This window comes from Streptomyces sp. TS71-3 (assembly GCF_018327685.1).
Classification (GTDB): Bacteria; Actinomycetota; Actinomycetes; order Streptomycetales; family Streptomycetaceae; genus Streptomyces.
Genome location: NZ_BNEL01000001.1, coordinates 830,394 through 852,776 on the forward strand (window position 1 = coordinate 830,394; position 22,383 = coordinate 852,776).

Sequence of the window (22,383 nt, forward strand, 5' to 3'; positions counted from 1 at the left end):
GTCGAAACTCATCACCGTATCGGGTGGATTAATGGAGTTTCGGCCTATCTGATCATCACCATGTTGTGTCGTGCGTAGCAGAGTCGGCCCCATGTACCAGGATCCGAGGAGCCGGCCGCACGGCGGGCCTCTGGCAGGACACCGCCCGGAGCGCCCCCGCGGGGCACCGGGCGGCGGGCACGCGGCGCAGCTCCGCGCGCCGGCCTCGCGCCGGCGGGCGCGGATCGCGCCCCCGCGCGGGCGTTCTGACCCGGCGTCGGGGCGCCCGCGGCAGTGGCCCGCGTCCGGACGGCTGGCCGAGCTGGACCACCGGCTGCTGGCCGTGCTGCACGGCTGCGGCGAGCGGCCTGAGGTGGCCGCGGCTGCCCGCGCCCTCTCCTGGAGCGGCGAGCACGGTGCGCTCTGGCTGGCCGCCGGGCTCGCCACGGCCGCCGTGGACCGTGAGCGGCGGGCCGCCTGGCTGCGCGGCACCGCGCTCACGGCCGGCGCGCACCTGGCCAGCATGGGCGTGAAACGGCTGGTGCGCCGGCCGCGTCCGGCCCGCCTCCGGCCCCGGGTGCGCACGGCGGGCGCGCACTCCTTCCCCAGCTCGCACGCCACGTCCGCCGTGGCGGCGGCGGTCGCCTACGGCGCGCTGCGGCCCACCGGCACCCGCCTCGCGGCCCCGCTCGCCGCCGCGATGTGCGTCTCGCGGCTGGTCGTCGGCGTCCACTACCCGTCCGACGTCGCCGCCGGCGCGGCCCTCGGCGGCTTGCTGGCCCGCCTCGGCACCGGCTGGATGACCCGCCCGCTGCTCCGGGCCGCGCCGGCCGCCGTGCCGTCCCCCGTCCGCCTGAAAGGCCGTCACCATGACTGAACGCACCGCCCTGCTGGGCCGCGCACGGCCGCCCGGGCAGGACCCGCCGGGCGTCGACCCCGATGCCCCGGGGGATGGGCGCCCCCGCCGCCTCGCCCGGCTCGCGCCGCGGGCGCTGGCGGCGCTCGCCCTCGGCCTGCTGCGCACCGCACGCCCCCGCCAGTGGATCAAGAACGTCCTGGTGGTCGCCGCGCCCGCGGCGGCGGGCCAGCTCTCCTCCGCCTCCGCGCTCACCAAACTCGCCCTCGTCTTCCTGCTCTTCACGGCCGCCGCGTCCGCCGTCTACCTGATCAACGACGCCGCGGACGCCGACGCCGACCGCGCCCACCCGGTCAAGTGCCGCCGCCCGGTCGCCGCGGGCCAGGTGCCCGTGCCGGTCGCCTACGCGGTCGGGGGAGTGCTCGCGGTGGGCGCCCCGCTCACGGCGTGGGTGCTGTGCACGCCGTTCGCGGGGGCCCTGCTGACGGCGTACGTCTGCATGCAGTTCGCGTACTGCATCAGCCTCAAGCACGTCCTCGTCGTGGACCTCACCATCGTCGCCACCGGCTTCGTGATGCGGACCATGATGGGCGGGCTCGCGCTGGGCATCCCGCTGTCGCGCTGGTTCCTGATCACCACCGCCTTCGGCGCGCTCTTCATGGTCGCCGCCAAGCGGTACTCCGAGGCCGTGCAGCTGGCCGGGCAGGACGGCGCCACCCGGGCGCTGCTGACCGAGTACACCGCCGGCTACCTGCGGTTCGTGTGGCAGCTCGCGGGCGGTGCGGCCGTCCTCGCGTACTGCCTGTGGGCCCTGGAGGGCGGCGGGGCGCACGCCACCGCGGGACTGCTGCCCTGGCGCCAGCTCTCCATGATCGCCTTCACCCTGGCCGTGCTGCGGTACGCCGTCTTCGCCGACCGGGGCACGGCGGGCGAGCCGGAGGACGTGGTCCTGCACGACCGGGCGCTCGCGGTGATCGGCGCCCTGTGGCTGGGCATGTACGGGCTCGCGGTCGCCGGCTGGTGAGCGCCGCGGCCCTCAGGCGGCGCACCCCACGCCCGTGCGCCGCGGCACCCCGGCTCCGGTGGCCGGGGCGGATGTGGTGGGCGCCCCGGAACCGTTCCGTCCGGCGGGCCCGGGAGCTGCCCGGCGACGAGCCGGACGAGTCCCCGAGCCGACGGGCGTCCTGGCACCGCGGGCACTCCCGCGAGGTGATCGGGTTCGCCGCCGCGGGCCTTGGCGCCTACGCGGCCGACCTCGCGCTCTTCGTCTGGCTGCGCGGGCCCGTGGGGCTCGGCCCGCTCACCGCCAAGGCCGCCTCGTTCCTGGTGGCCTGCTCGATCGCGTACACGGGCAACGCGCTGGTCACCTACCGCGGACGGCACGCGAAACGCGGGCCCCGGCTGCGCAGGTACTGCACCTTCTTCGCCGTCAACCTCGCCGGCGCCACCGTCCAGCTCCTGTGCATCGCCGTCTCCCACTACGGCCTCGGGCTCACCTCGGCACGGGCGGACACGGTGTCAGGGGCGGGCGTCGGCATGGTGCTGGGCACGGCACTGCGCTTCTGGGGGACCCGCACCTTCGTCTTCTCGGCCGGCCCCGCGCAGGAGCGGCCGGCCGGGCACCCGGGGCCCGGCCACCCCATGGAGCGGACACCATGACCGAGCACGCACGCCGGCACCCCGCCCCCGGCCCGCCCGGTGACCGCGCGGGCCGGGACCTCTCACCGAAGCGCCCGCCCACGGATCCGCGGCCGGGCCCGTCAGCGCCGGTTCAGCCGCCGCACCAGCTCGGGGAGCGGCCAGCGCCTGCGGACCAGGAACACGCCCGCGGCCAGCAGCACCAGCACGCCGCCGGCCACCGCGAGCGCGATGCCGACGCCGCTCGATCCGCCCTTGGACGCCTGCGTCCGCGCCTTGGCGGCGTTCTTCGCGTCCGAGGCGCCGCTGCCCTTGCCGTCGTCGGGAGCGCCCGACTTGCCGCCCGCGGGGGCGGCGCTCTTCGGGGCGACCAGGGCGCCGACCGGTTGGACCTTCCCGTCGGCCGTAAAGCCCCAGTCGAGCAGGCTCGCGGCCTCCTTGTAGACGGGCAGGATGCCGTTCGCCGACGGGTGCATGACGGTGACCAGCAGCACCCGGCCGTTCCGCTCGGCGACACCCGTGAAGGTAGCGCCGGCGTTCGTGGTGTTGCCGTTCTTGACGCCCGCGATGCCCTTGTAGGGGTCGAGCCCGTAGTCGCCGGTGAGCAGCCGGTTGGTGTTCTGGATCTCGAACGACCCGCGCTTGGTGCCGTGCTTGGTCTTCTCGGTCGCCCCGGGGAACTGCGTCCGCACCGTGGAGCAGTAGTCGCGGAAGTCCTTCTTCTGGAGCCCGGAGCGCGCGAACAGGGTCAGGTCGTACGCGGACGAGACCTGGCCGGGCTCGTCGTAGCCGTCCGGGCTGACCACGTGGGTGTCGTCGGCCTGGAGGTCGTCCGCGTGGCGCTGCATGTCGGCCACGGTGTTCTTCACGCCGTGGTTCATCGCGGCGAGGACGTGCACGGCGTCGTTCCCGGAGCGCAGGAAGACGCCCCGCCACAGGTCCTCGACCTTGTAGGTCTCGCCCTCCTTGACGCCCACGAGGCTGGAGCCCGCGCCCATCCCGGCCAGGTCGGTCGGCAGGACCTTGTGCTGCTGGGTCTTCGGGAACTTCGGCAGCAGGGTGTCCGCGAAGAGCATCTTCAGGGTGCTCGCGGGCGGCAGCTTCCAGTGGGCGTTGTGTGCGGCGAGCACCTCTCCGGACTCGGCGTCGGAGACGATCCAGGAGCGTGCGGTCACGTCCTTCGGGAGCACCGGGGCGTTGGCGCCGAGCTGCACCTGTGTGCCGGGCTTGCCGAGCTGTGCACCGCCGACGGTCGACATCGACGCCGGCGGCTTCGCCTTGCTCCAGTCGGGGCCGGAACTCGCGAAGGCGGGCACGACGGCCGGGACGGACAGCAGGGTGGTGGCGGACGCCACAACGGCGAGTTTCTTCAAGGCAGGCACGTTCGAGAACGTACACGGAGAGGGTGCCCCAGTGGTCGTTGCGGGGCTCTTTTCGCGTCTTCCGCTGACGCCCCTTCGGTCGCTCTCCGTAGCCGGTCCGCCGCCGTGCGCCACCGGATCCGGGGCCCGGGCAGCTCGTCGCCGGAGCGCCGCCCGCTCGCCGCGGGGCGGCCGGGCCGCGGCCCTGTGGCCAACGCCACTCCGCTGACGCAGGCCGACGGCTCCCCGCACGTCACCCGGGGGCCGCCCACGTGCCGCTGTCCCGCCGTCCGGAAGCCGCCGGGCGGTCATCGGGGCGGTCCCGCGAGACGTCACCGAGACGGCCGCCGCAAGGTCGCCGCCACGCTGTCGCGGCCCGTTCACCATGCACGGCCCAGGCACCGCCGGCAATCCCAAGGAGTCTTCACATCCTGAAAGTTTCCGCCGTCCGCGAGCCGTCGCGGCAGCTCACGTGGTCTTTCACCGGGCTAGACCACCGGGCATCCGTGAAACGTCTTTACATCCAGGACTATTCATGCGTCACTCATGACGCGTCTACGACAAAGACACGGCTCTCGCACAGCATCGTCATGCAGGCACAGCACCGCCCGGCACGCACACGACCCCCACACATCGTGCTCAGGAGGAAGCTTTGCTCTCTCAACGGCATCGCATGCCGAGACTCCGGCCGGGCAGGCGCACCGTGGCAGGCGTCGCCGGGGCGGTCCTCGCCGGTCCGCTGGCCACCGCGGCACCGGCCGCCGCAGACGTGAACCCGGAGGGGCGGGCCGGCCGTGGCGCCGCCCCCGCACCCGCACCCGTCTCCACCGCATCCGGGTCCTCCGTATCCGGCTCCACCGCACCCGTCTCCACCGCATCCGGCTCCACCGCATCCGGGTCCTCCGTATCCGGCTCCACCGCATCCGGGTCCTCCGTATCCGGGTTCTCCGCGGCCCCCCTCCCGCTCGGCGCGGGACGCATGGGCATGAGCTACCAGGAGGACACCGGCGACCGCGCGGCGGGCCCGCTGTCCAGCAGCGGTGGCGTCCAGGGCGTCGACGTCTCGCACTACCAGGGGTCGATCAAGTGGGCGAGCGTGCGGGCCGCCGGCGTCCAGTTCGCCTGGATCAAGGCGACCGAGGGCACGACCTACAAGGACCCCAACTTCAACGCCAATTACGTGGGCGCCTACAAGAACAAGGTGATCCGCGGCGCGTACCACTTCGCGCGCCCCGACGCCTCCGGCGGCACCGCGCAGGCGAACTACTTCGCCACGCACGGCGGCGCCTGGTCCCGGGACAACCTGACGCTGCCCGGTGTCCTGGACATCGAGGGCACCTGCTACGGCAAGTCGAAGACCGCGATGCGCACGTGGATCGGCGACTTCTACCGGGCCTACAAGGCGAAGACCGGCCGTGACGTGGTGATCTACACCAGCAGGAACTGGTGGAGCAGCTGCACGGGCTCGTGGGGCGGCATGTCCGCCAAGAGCCCGCTGTGGGTGGCCCACTGGACCTCGGCGGCCTCCCCGACCATCCCGGGCGGATTCCCCGTGTGGACCGTCTGGCAGTACTCCAGCACCGGCCGGGTCGGCGGCATCTCGGGCAACGTGGACCGTGACAAGTTCAACGGCACGCGGGCCCGGCTGCTGGCACTGGCGAACAACACCCCCTGAACGCCCCCGGGGCCCGGGACGCCGGGACCCCGGGGCAGCCCCGGCCCTCGGACGGCCACGACGGAGTGTCCCGCCCGAGGCGGCTACGCGGGTAGATCAACAAGTTGCGGTGGCCCGGACAGCGGTTGGCGCCGGCCGGGCACGCCGCCACCACACAGGTACAGAGCAACCCCCTCACCCCTGTCCTCTCCACAGAAGTGCCAGGAGGAAGCCTTGTTCTCCCGATTCCGCACCGTGAAGGCCGCACAGCGAAGACTCACCGTGGCCGGCGCCCTCTGTGCCACCGCCGCGCTGACCGTGTCCATGGCATCCGGCACGGCCTCCGCCCAGCCGATGCCGGCCGCCAACCCCATCCCGCTCGGCCAGGGCTACGCGGGCGTCGGCTACGTCACGGACGGCAAGGACTTCAAGCCGGACACGCGGTCGCTCCAGCTCAACGTCCCCGGCGTGCTCGGCCCGAACCTGTCGGCGTACCCGGCGGGCGTCGACATCTCGCACTACCAGGGTTCGATCAACTGGTCGTCGGTGAAGGGTGCCGGCATCGAGTTCGCCTGGATGAAGGCGACCGAGGGCACCACGTACAAGGACCCGACCTTCAACACGAACTACCTGAACGCGTACAACGCCGGCGTCATCCGGGGCGCGTACCACTTCGCGCGGCCCGACGTCTCCGACGGCGCCACGCAGGCGAACTACTTCGCGAGCAACGGCGGCGCCTGGTCCCGCGACAACCTGACGCTGCCGGGCATGCTCGACCTGGAGGGCGGCTGCGCCGGCCTGTCCCAGGCCTCGATGCGGACCTGGATCACGTCGTTCTACAACACGTACAAGAACCGCACCGGCCGTGACGTCGTCATCTACACCAGCCCGAGCTGGTGGAGCTCCTGCACGGGCGGCTGGAACGGCATGGCGGCGCTGACCCCGCTGTGGGTGGCCCACTGGACGACCGCGGCCAGCCCGAACATCCCCGCCGGCTTCTCGGCCTGGACGATCTGGCAGTACACGGACGCGGGCTCGGTGAGCGGCATCTCCGGCGCGGTGGACCGGGACCGTTTCAACGGCTCCAGCGCCCGCCTGCTGGCCCTGGCCAACAACACGCCGTGACGTTCTGACCCCGGCGGGCCCTGAGGGGCCCGCCCCTGGGCGGCGGTCGCGCCGTGCGCGGCGTGGCCGCCCCCTGCGGGGTGCGCCCCGGCGCGCTCAGGCACACTGGCGGTATGAAGCTCAGCCTCCGCGTCTCCTGGTTCCTGCTCGCCTTCGGCGCCTGGAGCTGGGTGATCTGGATCACGTTCGTCAAGAACCTCTGGCAGGACGGCAGCGGCCTGGCCTTCGACGCCGCCGGCCACCCGACCGCGTACTTCTTCGTCCACCTGACCCTGGCGATCGTCTCCTTCGTGCTCGGCACGGTGATCGGGGGGATCGGGTTGCGGGGGGTGCGGGCCCACCGGGCGGCGGGGGCGGCGGAGGGTACGGGGGCCGACCCTGCCCCGGCCCCGCAGGAGGCGGAGCCGGGGGCTCCGGAGCCTGCTCGCCGGAACCGGTAGTTTCGCGCCGGGATGCCAGGGCGGATCCGACACCGATCGGTTCGCGGCGAGGTGGCCCCGCGCGGTCACCGAGCTCCAGGAATGCCGGCTCCCACGCAGTAGTCGTCACCGGCGCCACGCCACAGGGGGAGCCGCCGTGGCTCACCGGGCCAGGCGCAGGTTCCAGCCGCAGGCGCCCTGATCGTCGTCGTAGCGAACGAGGGTCGCGGTGTAGGTCTCTGGGGCCGGACGTCCGGCCTCCTCCCATCCGTCCAGCCAGCCGCGAAGGATGACAAGGGACGGGGAGTCGGGTGCGTCGGCCAGGATGGTGCCGTCCTGCTGGAGCACGGCGGCCGTCGTCGGCGTGGAGTGCCCGATGGCCCACAGGTCGGGGCTGAGCCCGGCCATCGTCAGGCGCGGGTCGCCGGTGGTGGCGGCGTAGGTTCGCCAGGACGGCCAGTCGATCGTCTCGCCGGTGTACGGCTCGGTGTGGGTGTCCTTGAGCAGCAGACTGAGGGCGGTGCGGGCGCCAGTGTGCCGCCAGTCGTCACTCTCGCGCCAGGCGATGGAGATCCAGGAGGGGGCGGGGACGCGGTTCTCCCAGTCCACCCAGCGGCCCGGCAGGTCGAGGTCCGTCTTGGGGGACGCGGTGGCCTCGATGTAGCCGCCGTTGAACACCGCCTCGACGGCCGGCTGCCCGCAGGTGACGCGCACCTCGGCGACCACGGTCATGTTGGGTACGGATGCGATCGGCAGCGGGGCGACGATCAGGGCGTCGTCGACGGACTGGTCCACCCAGGTCTTGGGCAGCAGCGGCGGGGTACACCAGGCCACCAGCCGGTCGTACGGGGCACGCTCCGGAAAACCGGCGATGCCATCGGCCGTGAAGCAGCGGATGTTGTCCAGGCCACGCTCGTGGTGGATGAGGTTGGCCCACTCCGTCAGGTACCGGTCGATGTCGAGGCTGGTCACCATGCCGGTGGGGCCGACCAGCTCGGCGAGCAGGCCGCCGGAGTAGCCCGAGCCGGTGCCGAACTCTGCGACGCTCATGCCCGGTTGGACGTCCAGGGTGGTCAGCTCCCGATGGATCACGACGGGGTTGGAACGGTGCGGGGTGGCGCCGCGGCCCTCGTGGTGGGTGTAGTGGCGCTCGGGGACGGATTCGACGGCCAGCGGGACGGCGGTCACGGATTCACTCCCTGGGGTGCGGTGGATGGAGCACTCGTGTTCTTCAACTGCCTCGCGCGGGTGAAAGACACGAGCCCGGCGGCGCATGGGGTCGGTCAGATCGTCAAGGCGGTGTGGTGGTGCCACCCTGCCTCGGTGTACTGGCCTACGGGGCCGTGACCGGGATGTTCGGCCCACGCGTGGTACTCGACCGGAGGCGGGGTGAACCGCACTCCGAGGCACCAGTCGAGGCGCTGCCCGAGCAGGGCCGCGGCGAGGACGCTGCCGAGCGAGGTCTCCATGCAGGCGGCCCGGCCGGGCCACCAGCGTGCGGCATGCCGCACGGCGGCGACCAGCGCCTCGGCGCGTGCGGTGCCGACGTCGCGTCGGCCGATCCTGCGGGCGAGCCGGACTGCCTGGACCGTGTGGCGGAAGGGCAAGTGCAGCAGTACCAGGGCAAGGGCGAGTCCGGCAGTGGCAGCCAGGCGCTCACCGTACGTGCCGGTGCGGGTGGTCGAGTACGCCTCCATGCTCGTCACGGCCGCCGCGCGTTCCACCACCGGCGGCGCGGGGCCGGGTCCGTGCTGCCATGGGCGAGTCCTTGGGCGGTGAGCGTGGCTGCGATCGTTCGGATGTCGGCGGCGGCCCGCTCGCCGGGGATGTCGTATCGCTCGGCGAGTCGGGCGGCCGCCTCCTGCCGGGTGGTGCAGGACAGCAGGAGCATCATCACGGCAGAGGCGGTCGGCGTCAGGTAGGTCCAGCGGCCGGTGCGCTCGTCGAGGAGGGCGCCGCCTTCGTCGGTGAGGACCGGGTGGGCACCGTCACGCACGTGCAACATGGGGGCTCACCTCCTCCCACCAGCACGTCGGTGCGGCGGCGAGCTGCCGCAGCCACACCTCGGCGGTCACCACCAGGTGCAGGGCGCCCTGGGCGGTGGGCTGCCCGGCCGCGGCACGGGCGAGCGCGTCGTTGACGGGTGCCTGGGTGACCAACCCGAGGGCGGCCAGCCGCGATGACGGTCCCACCAGTTCCTTCAGGACAGGGGCGTGATCGCGCAGACCGGCATAGGCGAGCGCGTTGAATCCGCCCTTCGTCGTCCGGGCCAGGACGAACCCGGGGAGCACTCTCTTGCCCGTGAACGCCGCGTCCAGCAGCGGCTTGTACTGCCCGGGGGCGCCGCGCTGGTCGGCGGGGACGGCGAGGCAGGCCCGGATCACCTCGTTGTCCAGGTACGGGGCGGCCAGCTCGATGCCGTGCTCGGCGAGCGCGAGGGCCCGCCACCCGGCGGTGTTCGCGCCGACCCGGGCCAGGTCCTGCCGGGCGGTCCAGTCCGCCAGGCGGGCCGGGGCATTGGCGAGCGCGCCCGCCGCCTGGTCGACGGCGTCGGCGAGACGGCTGCGGGTGTCCGTGTTCATCCAGTCGGCCGAGGCCAGCAGTGGTGTCCAGGCGACCGGGCGCTGCGCTTGGGGAATCCAGTCGCGGGCGGGACGGCGCAGTTCATCGGCCGTCTGCGACCATGCTTTGGCCAGGTCGGTGCGCGAGGCCGGCCACGCGCGGGCGAGTACGGCGAAGGTGGAGGTGTGCCGCAGCCGGGCGTGGACGAGGGCGTGGCTCCAGGCTTGGCGGTGGCGCCGCTCGCGCAGCAGGTCCGCGAGGTACGACGAAGGCGCGGACAGGACGGCGTCTCCGGCGGCTCCCGTGAAGTGCACACCGGGGGTGGGGGCGTTGGCGGCGATCGTGTCGAGGACGGCCCGTTTGATGGAGGCGGTGACCACGTATGCGTTCGGGGCGTCGGTCACTGGCAGCGCCGCCAGGTCGTGAAGCCCCGCGTAGTAGACGGTGCCCGGGGCGCCGGGAACCGTGTGGTGGGACAGGCCGGGCACGGTGGCCGTGGTACGGGCGGCGAACGCGAGGTCGTCGTCACGCAGGCGCTCGTCGGCGAACGTTACCGCGGCCACCGTGCCGCGCTGAGCAGCCAGGCAGGCGAGCGTGGTGGAGTCCAGCCCCGCGAGATCCGCGCTGATGGGCCGCTCGTCGATCCGCGCTGATGGGCCGCTCGTCGATCCGCGCGGCAACCGCCTCGGTGAGTGCGGCCCGCACCACCCGGGCCTGCTGCCGCAGATCGGCCGGCGGGTATCGGACCGGCTCGTACCGCTGGACTGCCGCCCCGTCGCGGCCGATCAGCAGCAGATGCCCGCCCGGCACCCGCCGCACGTCGCGGAACAGGCTCCGAGTGGCGAGCACGTCTGGCTGGCCGAACGCCAGATGGGCGGCGAGCGCGGTGACGTCGACAGGCGCCCCGTCCAGCGCGGCCAGCGCGGACGCCGCGGTAGCCCACCACGTACCGGCCGCGTCCGTGCGGAAGAAGACCGGATGCTGCCCGGCGAGATCCCCGATCACGGCCAGCGTCCCCCCGATGCGGGCGACGACGAGGTACGAGCCGGGCCACCGGGTCAGCGCCCGCCAGTCCTTGGCTTGCACGACTGGCAGCGCGTTCCGCAGTTGCCATTCGGCGCCGCACTCGCCGATCACGGCCAGTGCCGAGCGGCCGTCACCGCCGGCGCGCACCCGGGCTGCCGGCCACCCGCACGTCCACGTCGTTTCGAGGCCGGGCACCGCCCGGCCCCCGATGGGCCGCTGATCTGGCCTGGCCCCGCCGTGCCATCCCGCACTCCACCTCATCGCCTGCCGCCTTCTCTGATCCGTCCGCGTGTACGTGCTGGTCGAAAGGCGGAGGCACCGGGCGATCCGTCCCGTGCCCCAGCACGGGGTGTGGCGGCCCGGCGCCCCCTATCGGGCCAGGACCGGGACTCGGTTCCCCGTTTTGGCCCCGGCTGTCAGCAGGTCAGGCGTTCTTGTACTCGGTGTCGTCGGCGGTGTCGAAGTTGTTGGTGCCCAACGTCACCATGACGACAGCGCCGCCATCCAGCACGACGGGCGCCTCGTAGACCGGAGTGGTGGTCTGCTCCATGAGCTCTGCCTCCTCGTATGGTGTCCCGCCCGCCCCAGGCGGGCGGGCTGTGGACGGGGGTGCCAATGCCGGTCCGGGGCGAACCGGTCCGGGTAAGAGCAGCAAACCCCTCGCCGAGACCGTGACGGAATGGTGAACTTAGATCACTCAATGTTTCACTCACGTACTCAGCCGGCAGCCGGGGCAGGAACTTTGATGGACACGCACCACGACGTCATCACCGTCGAGCAGGCCATCGAGAACTTCGCGGCGGAGGTCGCCTACTGGCGGGAGGTTCGCGGCCTGGCCAAGAACGCTCTGGCCGCTGCCATGGGCTACACCCCCTCTTACGTCAGCCACATGGAGGCCGGGCGCGCCAAGCCCTCCGAGGACTTCGCGCGGCTCGCCGACGAGCAGTTGAACGCGGGCAATGCGATCTTCAAGCGCTGGCTGGACTACGAGGCCGCCAAGACGCGCACGCGTCGTCCCGCCGCTTCGCCGCCCCCGCGCCGGGTCGAACAGCCGTACGCGACCGGCTCCGCGCTCGTCGTCGAGCACGACGCTGCCCGCCTGGACTACGACGGGGCGATGTACCGGCTCGCCATGCGCCGTCTGCTGCGCAACACCGGCGCGGAGCCGGTGACCCGCTACCTGATCCGAATCTCCGTCGACCGTTACCCCGGCGAGCCGGAGCGGTCCAACGAGCACTACCGCGAGCACCCCTTGACGTGGGACGAGTTGGCCCTGACCGCGAGCTGCCGGGGCGAGGCGCTGACGTGGCAGACCAAACACGACCGGAACGCCTTCAAAGAGATCTGGCTCCTGTTCGAGAACGCGCACGGCCGCTTTCCCCTGTACCCCGGGGAGTCGGTGTGGATCGAGTACGCCTATTCCGTGAGCGACTGCAAGTGGGGGCGGTGGTTCCAGCGTGCGGTGCGGCTGCCCACCGAGCACCTGGAGGTCACCCTCGCCTTCCCGGTTGCTCTGGATCCGATGGTGTGGGGCACCGAGCCCTCCATGACCGCCGAGCAAGTCCCGTTGCGGACCGCTCCGCACCGTCACGACGACGGGGCCACCCGTGTCTTCGTTTGGTCCACTTCCACTCCGGCCCTCCACGCCCGGTACCGTCTGGAATGGCGTTTTCGGGCGAGGCCCGAGCCCGAAATGAATCAGGGAGCGTTGCGGTGATCGAGGTGCGGCCCAGCCAGCGCATGCGTGATCTCGGAGTGGTCCAGCGCGGCGCCGGCATTCTCGCGGAGCCCGCGGGTGCCTTCCAACTGCCCGCCGACGAGGACGCCGCCGAACGCGTCGTCGTGCAGTTGGCCGACGCCATGGACCGCATCGCCCGTGCCCACGACTTCAGCGGCAAGGGCATGGGCCTGGCGGCCCCGCAGATCGGCATCACCCGCGCCGCTGCCGCCGTACGCCCCGCCGCACCCGACGCTGAGCCGATCATCCTTCTCAACCCGCGGATCACCGCGGCCTCCGAGCAGATGGACGAGCAGTACGAGGGCTGCCTGTCCTTCTTCGACGTCCGCGGCTTGGTCCCCCGCCCACTGCGGATCACGGTGGAGACCACTGCGCTCGACGGCAGCACGGTCACCGCCGTGTACGAACGCGGGCTCGCCCGGCTCATCCACCACGAGATCGACCACCTCGACGGGCTCCTCTACACCGCCCGTATGCGGGCAGGTGTCGAGCCCATTCCGGTCGAGGAGTATCGCCAGACCGGCCGCGCGTGGGCGTACGAGAAGTAGGCGTCAGCCGCCGAACCGATCTCCGGGGCGGTGGACAAATCCGTGACGGGCCCGCCTCGGCCGCCTCCGGCTCCAGGTGCAGGAGTGTCCTTACACCGTGAGCACACCAGGCGCCGAGGAACCCAGCGGATGTTTTCTCCGGCTTCCACCACCGGGTCGGCAATGCTGTGTGACCAGCGCTGATACTCACTCAGCGGCTCGGAGATCACGCGGGCGCGGCGGACGGATCGTCCGGCCGCCACGTGGCCATGCAGAGTGTCACACCAGTCCTGAAGCCAGGCGAGGTCGTCGGGCTCACCTCTCTGCCACTTGGCCATGTGGGGTAGTTCTACGGCGGTGCCATATGAATCACGCTGCTCCAGGTGGATGGCCTCACGTCCGAAGCCGGTGAGCAGACCGCTGAACCGTCTTCGCTGATCGATCGCATTGCCATCCCTGCTAGAAAAATTGGAGCATCCGTTCCGGGATCTCCATTGCTGTCTCGCCTTCAGGGATGTCCATTTCGGCCAGCGCGTCCGCGTCGTCGATCACCCACCCCTGCACCACCCATGTGCCCCGATATGTGCGGTAGACCTCGGAGAGCCTGTTGGATTCGATTCCGGATCCTTACCGACCAGGGTTGGGCGCCTACTTCGGGGCGGGCCACGTCGGGGCTGCCGCCCGGTCGGCCAGCTCCGGGAAAGCCGGCTCCCAGACGGCGACGATGTGCCTGCTGATCAAGGTGCGCAGCACGGGCCACTGAGCCAGCAGCAGATGCTTGTTCAGCAGAGTGGTGAGGTCGTCGCGCTGACCTTCGGCGAGGACGGTCCGGTACATGCTCATCCGCAGCTTCGGCCGATCGAGGTCGTAGGTGCGCAGGCCTGACCAGGCCACATGTAGCGGCAACGGTACCGGTCCGCTCACCGGGCCGATCAGTTCGTCGAGGCTGGCGGGCAGGCGACGGGCGTAGCAGGCGCGCCGCACCTCGGCGGCTGTCATCGTCGGTTCGGGCTGGTTCTGTGGAGCCATGCGGCAATTATCCCGCCGACCGTTCGCCGCACTGCCCGTTCTTGACAGCCGCGACGAAGGTGGTCCAGCCGGTGGCCGGGAAGACCACGGCGGGGCCTGTGGGGTTCTTGCTGTCGCGGACGGGGACGAGGTCGGGTATGAGGTCGTGGACCTCGACGCAGCTTCCGTTGTCTCCGCCGCTGTACGACGACTTGCGCCACGCGGTGAGGGTGGACGCGTCGGTGATTTCGAGGCAGTCCCCGTTGTCCGGTCCGCTGTAGCTGGACTTGCGCCAACCTGTGAGAACCGATGCGTCAGGGATGTGCAGGCCGTCCATGGCTGTACTCCTCCGCCACTTTGCCGAGCAGGTCTTGGGATGCGTCGGGAGATAGCGCCGACGCACGGGCAAGATCGTAAGCGTCCTTGCACTTCTGGACCATCGCCGGATCGTCGATCAGGTTCCCTGTGTACAGGCCCTCCACGTAAGCGAGGTCAGGGCTGTCGTCGAAGCGCATCAGACTGAGCATGCTGTTCATGCAGGCGTGTGCACCCGAGGAACGGGGGACCACCTGAACCAGGATTCTCCCTCCGTGGGCCAGAGCCAAGATGTGTTGCAACTGCTCAGCCATGGCTTTTGGACCGCCGACCTCGGTTCGGATCACGTTCTCGTTCAGTACGAACCACATCGTGGGAGACAAAGGGTCCTTGAGGATTTCGGCACGGCGCACTCGGTTGACAACGAGCTTGTCAATCTCGCTCGGAATCGGATTCGGCTGGGACGTCCGATAGACCTCACGTGCATACGCGGGAGTTTGCAGAATGCCCGGCACCAGTGACACCGCGTACTCGCTGATCGCAATCGCCGTCTGCTCCGCCTCCAGCGCCGCCACGAAGTGGTCAGCCACTTCCACCACGTCAAGCGAGTCCAGGTAACGCTCGAAGAACCCCCCGGTGTTCAGCACCCTGTCCAGCCGCCGTGCGTCCTCCAGCTGCGGTTTTCGGCGGCCCGCCTCGATGTGGGCGATCATCGACGGCGAGAGGACGACCAGTTCCCCGAGTGCGACCTGCGTCAGGCCCGCTGCCTCCCGCCGGAGGCGGAGTTCTTCCCCGTACCGCTGCCGCGGCGACTTCTTTGCCTGCTGACCAGCCAATTGCCTTCCCCCTCTTGACAGCTCCCATGGAGAGCCGACGGTGCTTCACAGGCTACGGCCCGGAGCGTGAGCATCGCAGCACGGACGGTGATAACCGGTCAGAAGTGACGGAAGACGGAAGGCGGTACTGCGATGACGCAGCAGCAGGTAGTGAGGAACCCGATCGAGGACGCGGACGCCGTCTGCGACGAACTGCTCGCTGCCCTCAAAGCCGCAGGCATCACCCTCCCCTCCCTCGGCGTCGACCCCCTCTCGCTCGCCCCCGGCCACGAACCACGCCCCCTCATCGAGCTGGGGCGGTGCAACCTCGCCACCGCCAGGAAGCTCATCGCCGTGCTGCTGAGCGCGGACTGCGTACCGGCCGCGCCCCTCACCCTCGACGAGCTGGCGCGCCGTACCGAGGTGCTGGCCGACGAGATCCGGGCCCACCAGGTCCGCCTGCGCGGCGGTGCCCGCCCCGTACCGGAGGACGCGCCCCGTACGGGGCCTACGCCCCCTCGGAGTTGAGGATCCGTGCCACCGGCAGGCGCGCCGCCGTGCGTGCCGGGACCGCCGTGAGTACCGCGACCGCGAGCACCGCACCCAGGGCGCCGGCGCACAGCCATGAGGCCGAGGGCACGGTCATCTCGCCGGGGGTGAAGAGCCAGAGCAGCCCGAGGCCGAGGGGGATGCCGGCGAAGGCGCCCGGCAGCGCGGGCAGGAGCTGGGCGAGGGACAGGCCCGTGGTGACCTGGCCCGGCGTGGCGCCCAGGGTGCGCGCGATGGCCAGGGAGTACCGCGCCTCCGATGCCGTGGTCCACGTGATGACGATGATGTTGACGGTGGCGAGGACGGCGAACGCGCAGGCGACCGCGAGGTACAGGTGCCAGTCCTGGTCGTCGCGCAGGTTGCGCAGGGTCGTACCGCCCAGGTCGTAGCCCCGTCTGGGCTGGACGGAGAAGGACAGCAGCGCGGTGATCATGATGGTGGTGACCGCGATGCCGGCGGCGTGCAGGACCGCGTGGCCCGGGCGGCGGGCCGTCAGCCGCAGTCCGAGCAGGAGTGAGGTCGGGATGCGGACGGGCAGCGCGGTCAGGCCCGTGCGGAGCTGGGGTGGGCGGGGGGTGTCCGCCAGGGCGGGAACGGTGGCGGTGCGGGCGGCGCGGAGGGTCGGGGCCAGCACGGTGAGGGCGGTCACGCCGAGGGCGAGCACGGCCACGGACGTGACGGTGCCGGTGGTCGGCGGCGTGGGGCCGCCCAGCAGGGAGGCGCTGGGGTTGGCCACGGTGGGGACGAGCAGGGCCGCGGCGGTCAGTCCGAGCGCGCCGGCGAGCAGGGCGAGGGCCAGGTAGGGGACGAGCAGGACGGTGGCGACCACGCCGGGCGTGGCGCCGACGGCCTTGAGCAGCCCCACCCGGCGCGTCTGCTGCGCCGCGCGTGTCGCGGCCAGGCCCGCCAGTCCCGCCATGGCCAGGATGCCGAGCAGCCAGCCGCCTATGACCAGAATCGGCTGGGCATTGCTGAGCAGCACGTCGTCCTGGGAGGCGATGAACTGCCAACCGCTGAACATGGCCTGCAAGCCGCTTCCCCCGAAGGAGTCGCCCGGCCTCCTGAAGGAGTCGCTGAACGCCTTGGTGGCGGCCGGGTCCTTCAGCCTCAGGTTGAGCGCGTAGGTCAGCGGCGCCTCGGGCGTGGCGAGGGCCCTGGTGTCCTTCTCGGTGAGCCAGGCCAGGCCCATCGCGTCGCTCGGGCCGCCGCCCAGATCGGACAGCCTGCTGGTCCAGGGGTAGACCGGGGAGGCCGCGGTGACGGCGACACCGGCGACCGGGTAGGTCCGGCCGGCGAGGGTGACGCGGTCGCCGGCGCGGATGCCGAGCGCGGTGGCCAGGCCCCGTTCGACGACGACGGTGCCCGGGTGCAGCCAACTGCCCGAGGTCACCCGGGGGCGGTCCAGCGGGCCCGGGTCCGTGCCGCGGCCCTCGACCGTCATGTCCACCGTGGAGCCGCCCGCCGTCAGCTTCGTCCGCAGGACGGGGTGCGGACTGTCGTGGCTCAGCACGCGGGTGCTCCGGGCCACCTGTGCCAGGCCGTCGGGCGACCCCGACACGGCCACCACGTCCGGTCCGGCCGTCGCCTGCCTGGTCTTCTGGTAGAGCGTGCCGGTCGCCCCGAGCAGGGTCACGCCCATCGCCAGCGCGGTCGCGGCCGCCGTGATGGCGAGCAGGAACATCCCGGCCTGGCCGGGACGGCGGCGCAGGTCCTTCAGGACCAGGCGGGAGACGAGGAGGATGCGGCCCACGGTCTCAGCCCTCCAGCCCGATCAGGCCGCCGAGCCCGCCGAAGCCGCCGAGCCCCAGGTGCCCGGTCCCGCCGCGGCCGGGGTGCCCGGTCGGCTCGTCGGCCATCCTGGCGTCGTCGTCCATGCGCACGTCGTCGACGAACATCCCGTCGCGCATCGAGATCAGCCGGTCCGCCGTCGCGGCCACCGTCTCGTCATGCGTGACGATCACCAGCGTCTGCCCGGCGCGGCGCAGGTCCTCGAAGAGCCTGAGCACGTCCAGCGTGGCGGCGCTGTCCAGGTTCCCCGTCGGCTCGTCGGCCAGTACCACCTGCGGTTCGTTCGCCAAAGCCCGTGCGACGGCGACCCGCTGGCGCTGCCCGCCGGACAGCTCCGACGGCAGGTACCCCGTCCGGTCGTCGAGCCCGACCCGCTCCAGCAGCGCGCGTGCGCGCCGCCTGGCCGTGCACGGCGTGCATCCGGCCAGCAGCGCCGGGAGTTCGACGTTCTCCGCCGCGGTCAGCTCCTCCATCAGGTGGAACGCCTGGAAGACGAATCCCACGGCGTCGCGGCGCAGCCGGGCCAGCGCCCGTTCGCTCATCGTGTCGGTGCGCCGCCCGGCGAGCCACAGCTCCCCGGCGGTGGGCCGCTCAAGGCCGCCGAGCAGGTGCAGCAGGGTGGACTTCCCGCAGCCGCTCGGCCCCATCACTGCCAGCATCTGGCCCGCCGGCACGTCCAGGTCGACGCCGTCGACCGCGCGCACCAGCGCCGGTTCCTCGCCGTGCTCCCTGGACAGGCCCCGGGCCCGTATCACTGCCCGTATCACGCCGGTGTCGCCGAACGCGTTCATGAGCCGTCCGCCCCCTTCGCATCCCCCGTACGCGCGGACCACTTCCGCTCGCACGCCTCCAGCCAGCGCAGGTCTGCCTGGAGCCGGAGCGTGATGCCCTCCAGCAGCAGACCGGCGTTCGAACCGTCCGGCTCGGCCATCGCCGCCCGCCGCGCATCCCGCAGCCTGCGCATCAGCTCGCGCCGCTGCGCGGCCACCAGCTCCACCGGATCGGCCGACCCGGACGCCGCGGCGGCCGACAGCTTGAGGTGGAACTCCGCGAGGTCCGGCTTCGGCCAGCGCACGTCGGCCAGCCACTCGGCCACCCGCTGCTGCCCGGCGGACGTCAGCGCGTACACCTTGCGATCGGGCCGGTCCGGCAGGCCGTCGGTGCGCTCGCACGTCACCAGGCCCGCCTTCTCCAGACGGGCCAGGGTCACGTAGACCTGCCCCGGGTTCATCCCCTCCCCGAGCGGGCCGAGTTCGGCACGCAGCCGCGCGCGCAGGTCATAGCCGTGCGCCGGCTCCTTGCCGAGCATCGCGAGCACCACGTCCTGCACGGCCACCCCTTCCATGGGCTCGTCCGCGGGCTTGCCCATAGATAGCGGTTATCTATGGCGGACGTCAACGTGGAGCAGGGCGGAGTGGGTTCAGGGAGCGGACGCCGTCCGCTTCAGGAAGTGAGGGCAGCCCCTCAGAAGGCGTGCGCGGCCCCGTTCAGGAAATGCGTACTGCCCCCGCTCACGGAGCCGACGCGAGCGCGACCTCGACCAGCCGGGGCCAGTCGGTCCCCGCCCCCTCCCGGGCCGCCTCCGCGAACCGCGCGTCGCCGAGGCGGTGGCGCGCGGCCTGCTCTATCCGGGCCACGTCCGGGTGGGAGCGGTCCTGAAGGCCGCGTACCCGCGCGCTCGCCGCGAGCAGCCGCGCGGCCTGCTCGTGCTCGCCGCGGCGCAGAGCCAGGTCCGCGACGCCGACGAGCACCTGCGCGATCAACGGTGCGTGTCCTGACCCGGACGCCGCCTCGCAGGCCGCTGCGCGGTGCGCCCGGGCCTCGCCGAGGTCGTCGGTGAGGTAGCCGAGCAGGTCGTGCGTGCCCGCGCGCATGGTCGCCCCGTCCGCCCCGTCGCCCATCACGGCGGTCACGAGGGCGAGTTGCCTGCGGGCCTCCCCGGCGTCGCCGTTCCCCCGGGCCAGTCCCGCCCTGGCGAGGGCAAGCCAGGCCAGCGCGCCGGGCCAGGGGACCCGGTCCGCGTGGCGCTGGGCCTCGGCCATGGCAGCGGCCCCGGCGTCCTTGTCGCCCAGCAGCCAGTACAGCTGCGCCTGCCGCGACCGCATGCGGATGACGTCCTCGACGGCGCCGACCTCGGTGACGACCGCGATCGCCTCCTCGTAGTGCTCGCAGGCACGGGCGAACTCGCCGCGCACGGCGATCCGGTCGGCCAGCTCGGTCAGCGCGAACGAGATCCCGAACCGCTCCCCGAGCGCCCGGAACTCCGCGAGCGCCCCCTCCAGGTACGCGTCCGCGTCCCGCCCGCCCTGACCGGCCATGATCCGCATCTTGCCCAGGTGCAGCCGGGCCAGCGCGCGCACCCAGGGGTCCTCGTCGTCCAGCAGCGTCTCGAACGCCGACAGGACCGCGTCCGGCTCCTGAAATATGCGTTCCAGCGCGGGGACGAAGGCCAGCGCCGGGTGGTAGCGGGGCCTGGTCCGCCAGTCGAGCCGGTACGCCTTGCCGATCCACTCCGCGGCCTGCCGCCCGTCGCCCGGGCCGGTGTCCACGAACATCGAGATGAGGGCGTACACCGTGGCCCGTACCTCGTCGCTCGCCTCGCCGGGTGTCCTGGTGGCCGCGATCAGCAGCTCGACGCCCTCGGTCCTGCGCCCGCCGAGCCACCAGTACCAGGCCGCGCCCGCCGCCAGCCGCATCGCCCCGCGCGCATCGCCGGCCGCGAGCGCGCCGCGCATAGCGGCGCCGATGTTGTCGTGTTCGGCCGCGAGCCGGGCGAGCCACCGCAGCTGCTCGGCGCGGCGCAGGTGCGGCTCAGCGGCCTCGGCGAACCCGGTGAAGTAGGCCAGGTGCGCGCGGCGGGCCCGGTCCGCCTCGCCCGCCTCCGCGAGCCGGTGCCCGGCGTACTCCCTGATCGTGCCGAGCATGCGGTAGCGCGGGGCGTCCTCGCCCTCGCCCTCGGCGAGCAGCAGCGACTTCTCGGCCAGTGCGGTGAGGAGGTCGAGCACCTGGTCCTGCTCGACGGCCTCCTGCTCGACGGCCTCCTGCCCGGCGGCCTCCTGCCCGGCGGTGTCGTCCGCGGGGCCCGCGCAGACCCGTTCGTCACCGTCATCCGCGCAGACCCGTTCCGCCGCTTCCAGGCTCGCCCCGCCCGCGAAGACCGAGAGCCTGCGCAGGACCGTCCGCTCGGCGCCGGTGAGCAGCTCCCAGCTCCAGTCGACCACCGCGCGCAGCGTCTGGTGCCGCGGCAGCGCGGTGCGGCTGCCGCCGGTCAGCAGGCGGAACCGGTCGTCGAGCCGGTGCGCGAGCTGGTCGACGGACATGGTGCGCAGCCGTGCCGCGGCCAGCTCGATCGCCAGCGGCATCCCGTCCAGCGCGCGGCAGACGCGGACGATCGTCGCCAGCGCCTGGGCGTCGTCCGCGAGGTCCCGGCGCACTGCCCCGGCCCGGTCACGCAGCAGCCGGACGGCCGGCGAGGACTCGATCTCGTCCCGGCCCGCGTCCCCCTCCGGCAGGGCCAGCGGCTCGACCGGCCACAGCGCCTCGCCGGTGATGCCGAGCGGTTCCCGGCTCGTCGCCAGGATCCGCAGCCGCCGGCACTCGCCGAGCAGCCGGTGGGCGAACACGGCCGCCGACTCGATGATGTGCTCGCAGTTGTCCAGGACCAGCAGCGCCTCACGCTCGCGGATCGCGGCGACGAGACGGCCCGTCAGCTCCGCGTCCGGCGCCCCGCCGAGCAGCGCGTCCCGCAGGCCGAGACCGACGAGGGCCGCCTGCGCCACCTGCGCCACGCCGCCGTCGGTGCCGATCGCGGCCAGCTCCACCAGCCAGGCCCCGTCCGGCAGGTCGCCGAGCAGCGCACGCGCGGTCTCCGCGGCCAGCCTCGTCTTGCCCGAGCCGCCCGGCCCGATCACGGTGGTGAGCCGGTGCTCGGATATGAGCGCGCGGACCGCGGCGACATCGGCGCCCCTGCCGACGAACGTGGTCAGCTCGGCGCGCAGGTTGGTCTTGCGGCTCGCTTCTCCCGGCCGCGGGTCCCGCCCCAGCTCGCCCCGCAGCAGCGCGACGTGCACCGCGGCCAGCTCCGGCGAGGGGTCGGCACCGAACGCGTCGGCCAGGGCCTCCCTAGCGCGCTGGTACACCAGCAGCGCCTCGCTGTCGCGGCCGGCCGCGGCCAGCGCGCGCATCAGCGCGGCGACGAGCCGTTCCCGCACCGGGTGCGCGGCCACGAGGTCGGTCAGCTCGGCGACCATCTCCGCGCCGCGCCCGAGCGCGACTTCAGCGTCGAACCGCTCCTCGGCGGCATCCAGGCGCAACCCCTCCAGCCGGACGACCGCGGCGTCGAACGCACCGCTGTCCTGGAGCCCGACGTCCTGCATGGCCGCACCCCGCCACAGCCCGAGGGCATCGCGCAGCAGCCGCACCCGCCGGGAAGCCTCCTGCGCGGGCGCCCGGCCCGCGGCCACGAGGCGTTCGAACCGCACGGCGTCTACGGCCTCGGGCTCCACCGCCAGCAGGTAGCCGTCCGTCCGCCCCTCGATCACCCCGTCCGGCAGCGCCTTCCGCAGCCGGGAGACGAGGCGCTGGAGCGCGTTCGCCGCGTCGGCGGGCGGGTGTTCTCCCCAGATCCAGTCGACGAGCGACGCCTTCGGGACGACGTGCCCAGGATGGAGCGCGAGGGCGGCCAGGAGCCCGCGCAGCCGGGCGCCCTGCACGTCGGCCGGGCCACTGCCGTCGGTGCGAATCTCCAAGGGGCCCAGCAACTGGATCTGCACCCGCTGATTTTGTCACGGGAGTTGGCGGGCATCCCGGCCCGAACGGACGCCCGGCCTCGGGGAGCGAGCAGGGGCTGCCCCCTTGGGGCGGTGGCGGTCTGCGGGTTTCGTCGTGGCTGGTCGCGCAGTTCCCCGCGCCCCTAACGGGGCGAAGCCCCGGCGCCAAGGCGCCGCCACAGAGGCCCGACCCGGGGCGAAGCCCCGCCCAAAGGGGCGCGGGGAACTGCGCGAGCAACCACGACGTGACCGGC

At 72.6% G+C, this 22,383-nt stretch carries 23 protein-coding genes and 1 pseudogene; 9 read left to right on the plus strand and 15 right to left on the minus strand.

Annotated features, from left to right (window positions below; genetic code table 11):
* The first annotated feature begins 292 nt into the window (after positions 1-292).
* The 3 genes from Sm713_RS03555 to Sm713_RS03565 all read left to right on the plus strand — a co-directional run bounded on the left by Sm713_RS03555 (position 293) and on the right by Sm713_RS03565 (position 2,494).
* On the plus strand, positions 293-856 hold the full coding sequence (locus Sm713_RS03555; protein WP_249416499.1) for a phosphatase PAP2 family protein: 564 nt from the start codon (positions 293-295) through the stop codon (positions 854-856).
* Complete coding sequence (locus tag Sm713_RS03560; protein WP_212908226.1) at positions 849-1,859, plus strand: decaprenyl-phosphate phosphoribosyltransferase; 1,011 nt, start codon at positions 849-851, stop codon at positions 1,857-1,859. Before Sm713_RS03555 ends, Sm713_RS03560 begins: the two co-directional genes overlap by 8 nt.
* 71 nt (positions 1,860-1,930) lie before the next feature.
* Complete coding sequence (locus tag Sm713_RS03565; RefSeq protein WP_212908227.1) at positions 1,931-2,494, plus strand: GtrA family protein; 564 nt, start codon at positions 1,931-1,933, stop codon at positions 2,492-2,494.
* Positions 2,495-2,595: 101 nt separating this feature from the next.
* Here Sm713_RS03565 and Sm713_RS03570 read toward each other — a convergent pair whose 3' ends face one another.
* Positions 2,596-3,855, minus strand: a complete 1,260-nt coding sequence (locus Sm713_RS03570; RefSeq protein ID WP_308293143.1) for a D-alanyl-D-alanine carboxypeptidase — start codon at positions 3,853-3,855, stop codon at positions 2,596-2,598.
* 652 nt (positions 3,856-4,507) lie between these two features.
* On the opposite strand from Sm713_RS03570, the gene Sm713_RS03575 reads away from it, so the two are divergent.
* The 3 genes and pseudogenes from Sm713_RS03575 to Sm713_RS40075 all read left to right on the plus strand — a co-directional run.
* Positions 4,508-5,509: a GH25 family lysozyme gene (locus Sm713_RS03575; protein WP_212908229.1), complete on the plus strand. Its 1,002-nt coding sequence runs from the start codon at positions 4,508-4,510 to the stop codon at positions 5,507-5,509.
* A gap of 213 nt (positions 5,510-5,722) precedes the next feature.
* Entirely contained in the window at positions 5,723-6,613 is an 891-nt protein-coding gene (locus Sm713_RS03580; RefSeq protein WP_374195954.1) for a GH25 family lysozyme, read from the plus strand.
* Between the two features lie 113 nt (positions 6,614-6,726).
* Positions 6,727-6,957 (plus strand): annotated as a pseudogene (locus Sm713_RS40075) (SCO4848 family membrane protein); the annotation flags it as partial.
* 237 nt (positions 6,958-7,194) lie between these two features.
* On the opposite strand, the gene Sm713_RS03590 reads toward Sm713_RS40075, so the two are convergent.
* The 6 genes from Sm713_RS03590 to Sm713_RS41140 all read right to left on the minus strand — a co-directional run bounded on the left by Sm713_RS03590 (position 7,195) and on the right by Sm713_RS41140 (position 11,170).
* Positions 7,195-8,220 carry a protein-L-isoaspartate O-methyltransferase gene (locus Sm713_RS03590; RefSeq protein ID WP_212908230.1) on the minus strand — a complete coding sequence of 342 codons (1,026 nt, stop codon included), beginning with the start codon at positions 8,218-8,220 and terminating at the stop codon, positions 7,195-7,197.
* A gap of 95 nt (positions 8,221-8,315) precedes the next feature.
* The gene (locus Sm713_RS03595) at positions 8,316-8,729 is read right to left on the minus strand and encodes a lasso peptide biosynthesis B2 protein (protein WP_212911753.1); all 414 of its coding nucleotides are present in this window, start codon (positions 8,727-8,729) and stop codon (positions 8,316-8,318) included.
* Positions 8,730-8,734: 5 nt separating this feature from the next.
* Positions 8,735-9,037 carry a PqqD family peptide modification chaperone gene (locus Sm713_RS03600; protein WP_212908231.1) on the minus strand — a complete coding sequence of 101 codons (303 nt, stop codon included), beginning with the start codon at positions 9,035-9,037 and terminating at the stop codon, positions 8,735-8,737.
* A complete protein-coding gene (locus Sm713_RS03605) occupies positions 9,021-10,238 on the minus strand; it encodes an asparagine synthase-related protein (protein ID WP_374196028.1) in 1,218 nt (405 codons plus the stop codon). The genes Sm713_RS03600 and Sm713_RS03605 overlap by 17 nt, the downstream gene beginning before the upstream one ends.
* Positions 10,120-10,815, minus strand: coding sequence for a hypothetical protein (locus tag Sm713_RS40080; RefSeq protein WP_249416061.1), 696 nt, complete (start codon positions 10,813-10,815; stop codon positions 10,120-10,122). The genes Sm713_RS03605 and Sm713_RS40080 overlap by 119 nt, the downstream gene beginning before the upstream one ends.
* Before the next feature lie 229 nt (positions 10,816-11,044).
* Positions 11,045-11,170, minus strand: coding sequence for a hypothetical protein (locus Sm713_RS41140; RefSeq protein WP_283249756.1), 126 nt, complete (start codon positions 11,168-11,170; stop codon positions 11,045-11,047).
* A 195-nt stretch (positions 11,171-11,365) separates the two neighbouring features.
* On the opposite strand from Sm713_RS41140, the gene Sm713_RS03610 reads away from it, so the two are divergent.
* Both Sm713_RS03610 and Sm713_RS03615 read left to right on the plus strand, forming a co-directional pair.
* On the plus strand, positions 11,366-12,337 hold the full coding sequence (locus tag Sm713_RS03610) for a helix-turn-helix transcriptional regulator (protein WP_212908233.1): 972 nt from the start codon (positions 11,366-11,368) through the stop codon (positions 12,335-12,337).
* On the plus strand, positions 12,334-12,906 hold the full coding sequence (locus Sm713_RS03615; protein ID WP_212908234.1) for a peptide deformylase: 573 nt from the start codon (positions 12,334-12,336) through the stop codon (positions 12,904-12,906). Before Sm713_RS03610 ends, Sm713_RS03615 begins: the two co-directional genes overlap by 4 nt.
* On the opposite strand, the gene Sm713_RS41580 is transcribed toward Sm713_RS03615, so the two are convergent.
* From Sm713_RS41580 to Sm713_RS03630, 4 genes are all read right to left on the minus strand, one after another.
* Positions 12,819-13,328: a DUF6879 family protein gene (locus tag Sm713_RS41580; RefSeq protein ID WP_374196029.1), complete on the minus strand. Its 510-nt coding sequence runs from the start codon at positions 13,326-13,328 to the stop codon at positions 12,819-12,821. The genes Sm713_RS03615 and Sm713_RS41580 overlap by 88 nt on opposite strands.
* A gap of 205 nt (positions 13,329-13,533) precedes the next feature.
* Positions 13,534-13,914 (minus strand): hypothetical protein, encoded by a 381-nt coding sequence (locus tag Sm713_RS03620; protein WP_212908235.1) that lies wholly within the window; start codon positions 13,912-13,914, stop codon positions 13,534-13,536.
* 7 nt (positions 13,915-13,921) lie between these two features.
* The gene (locus tag Sm713_RS03625) at positions 13,922-14,230 is read right to left on the minus strand and encodes a DUF397 domain-containing protein (protein ID WP_212908236.1); all 309 of its coding nucleotides are present in this window, start codon (positions 14,228-14,230) and stop codon (positions 13,922-13,924) included.
* Positions 14,208-15,044: a helix-turn-helix transcriptional regulator gene (locus tag Sm713_RS03630; RefSeq protein WP_212908237.1), complete on the minus strand. Its 837-nt coding sequence runs from the start codon at positions 15,042-15,044 to the stop codon at positions 14,208-14,210. Before Sm713_RS03630 ends, Sm713_RS03625 begins: the two co-directional genes overlap by 23 nt.
* Before the next feature lie 132 nt (positions 15,045-15,176).
* On the opposite strand from Sm713_RS03630, the gene Sm713_RS41385 reads away from it, so the two are divergent.
* A complete protein-coding gene (locus Sm713_RS41385) occupies positions 15,177-15,551 on the plus strand; it encodes a hypothetical protein (RefSeq protein WP_308293144.1) in 375 nt (124 codons plus the stop codon).
* Here the strand turns inward: Sm713_RS41385 and Sm713_RS03640 are convergent.
* The 4 genes from Sm713_RS03640 to Sm713_RS03655 all read right to left on the minus strand — a co-directional run bounded on the left by Sm713_RS03640 (position 15,532) and on the right by Sm713_RS03655 (position 22,132).
* Positions 15,532-17,322 (minus strand): FtsX-like permease family protein, encoded by a 1,791-nt coding sequence (locus Sm713_RS03640; RefSeq protein WP_212908238.1) that lies wholly within the window; start codon positions 17,320-17,322, stop codon positions 15,532-15,534. The two genes, Sm713_RS41385 and Sm713_RS03640, sit on opposite strands and share 20 nt — an antisense overlap.
* Before the next feature lie 4 nt (positions 17,323-17,326).
* Positions 17,327-18,151, minus strand: a complete 825-nt coding sequence (locus tag Sm713_RS03645; RefSeq protein ID WP_212908239.1) for an ABC transporter ATP-binding protein — start codon at positions 18,149-18,151, stop codon at positions 17,327-17,329.
* On the minus strand, positions 18,148-18,729 hold the full coding sequence (locus tag Sm713_RS03650) for a PadR family transcriptional regulator (protein ID WP_249416062.1): 582 nt from the start codon (positions 18,727-18,729) through the stop codon (positions 18,148-18,150). Before Sm713_RS03650 ends, Sm713_RS03645 begins: the two co-directional genes overlap by 4 nt.
* A gap of 142 nt (positions 18,730-18,871) precedes the next feature.
* Complete coding sequence (locus Sm713_RS03655) at positions 18,872-22,132, minus strand: BTAD domain-containing putative transcriptional regulator (protein ID WP_212908240.1); 3,261 nt, start codon at positions 22,130-22,132, stop codon at positions 18,872-18,874.
* Between the last annotated feature and the right edge of the window lie 251 nt (positions 22,133-22,383).